The following is a 1,199-nucleotide window of genomic DNA, read 5'->3' as shown; positions in this document are numbered from 1 at the left end:
GTCTAATGCATTGTGGGCCTGTTGGGCGCATTTGATGTTGGCGGCACCTGCGGCACGATAACGGCCGGTGCCGGAGGCTTGTAGCCGAGCGCGGAGTGTGGCCGCTCGGTGTTGTAGTGCCGGCGCCAGTCCTCGATGACGATCCTCGCCTCGGCCAGGCTGTAGAAGATCTCACCGTCGAGCAGTTCATCCCGGAGCTTGGAGTTGAAGCTCTCGCAATAGCCATTCTCCCACGGCGAGCCGGGCGCGATGAAGGCCGTCCTGGCCCCGACGGCCGTGATCCAGTCCCGCACCGCCTTGGCGATGAACTCCGGGCCATTGTCGGAACGGATATGGCTGGGCACGCCCCGCAGCACGAACAGGTCCGTCAGCACGTCGATGACCGCGGTCGAGTTCAGCTTGCGGTCAATGCGGATGGCCAGGCACTCCCGTGTGAACTCGTCGATCACGTTCAGCATGCGGAACTTCCGCCCGTTGTGGGTGCGATCCTCGACGAAGTCATAGGACCACACATGGTTGGGATGCTCCGGCCGCAGCCGCAGGCAGGACCCGCCGTTGAACCACAGGCGCCCCTTCTTCGGTTGCTTGCTTGGCACTTTGAGCCCCTCCCGCCGCCAGATCCGCTCGACCCGCTTCACGTTCACCACCCAGCCGGACGCCTGCAGCAATGCCGTGATCCGCCGATAGCCATAGCGACCGTATCGGGTGGCCAGTTCGATGATGTCCGCGGTCAGGCCCGCCTCATCGGCACGGCCCACTGGCACCTTGCGTTGCGTGGATCGATGCTGCCCCAGAACCCGGCACGCGAGCCGCTCCGATACGCCGAGCTTGGCCACGACGTGCGCGATGCAGCGACGGCGACGGGCGGGGCTTAGAAGTTTCCCGACGCGGCTTCCTTCAGGATCAGCTTCTCCAGCGTCAGGTCCGAAACCGCCTTGCGCAGCCGTTCGTTCTCCTTCTCCAGATCCTTTAGCCGCTTCACCTGGTCGCTCTTCAGCCCGCCGAACTCCTTGCGCCAGCGATAATAGGTGAACGCCGTCACCCCGATGGCCCGGATCGCCTCCGCAACCGGACGCCCCTGCGACACCAAAACGTCGACCTGCCGAAGCTTCGCGACGATCTCTTCCGGCTTGTGCTTCTTCTGCGCCATCGCGCCATCCTCCAAAGGCTCAAAAAGCCTACTTCACGGAGGACCACTT

1 protein-coding gene is annotated in these 1,199 nt (G+C 64.1%); it reads right to left on the bottom strand.

All coding sequences use genetic code 11. From position 1 onward, the window contains the following. Positions 1 to 2: 2 nt before the first annotated feature. Positions 3 to 1,150, bottom strand: a protein-coding gene (locus DFO45_RS24865; protein WP_133866993.1) for an IS3 family transposase whose coding sequence is annotated in 2 segments (ribosomal slippage) — positions 3 to 886 and positions 886 to 1,150 — 1,149 coding nt in all. Because the reading frame shifts where the segments join, the coding sequence is not laid out codon by codon here. Positions 1,151 to 1,199 lie beyond the last annotated feature (49 nt).

It is taken from the genome of Azorhizobium sp. AG788 (genome assembly GCF_004364705.1).
Taxonomy (GTDB): domain Bacteria; phylum Pseudomonadota; class Alphaproteobacteria; order Rhizobiales; family Xanthobacteraceae; genus Azorhizobium; species Azorhizobium caulinodans.
The sequence above is the reverse complement of the archived record's forward strand: the minus strand, read 5'-3'. Positions and strand labels throughout refer to the sequence as shown.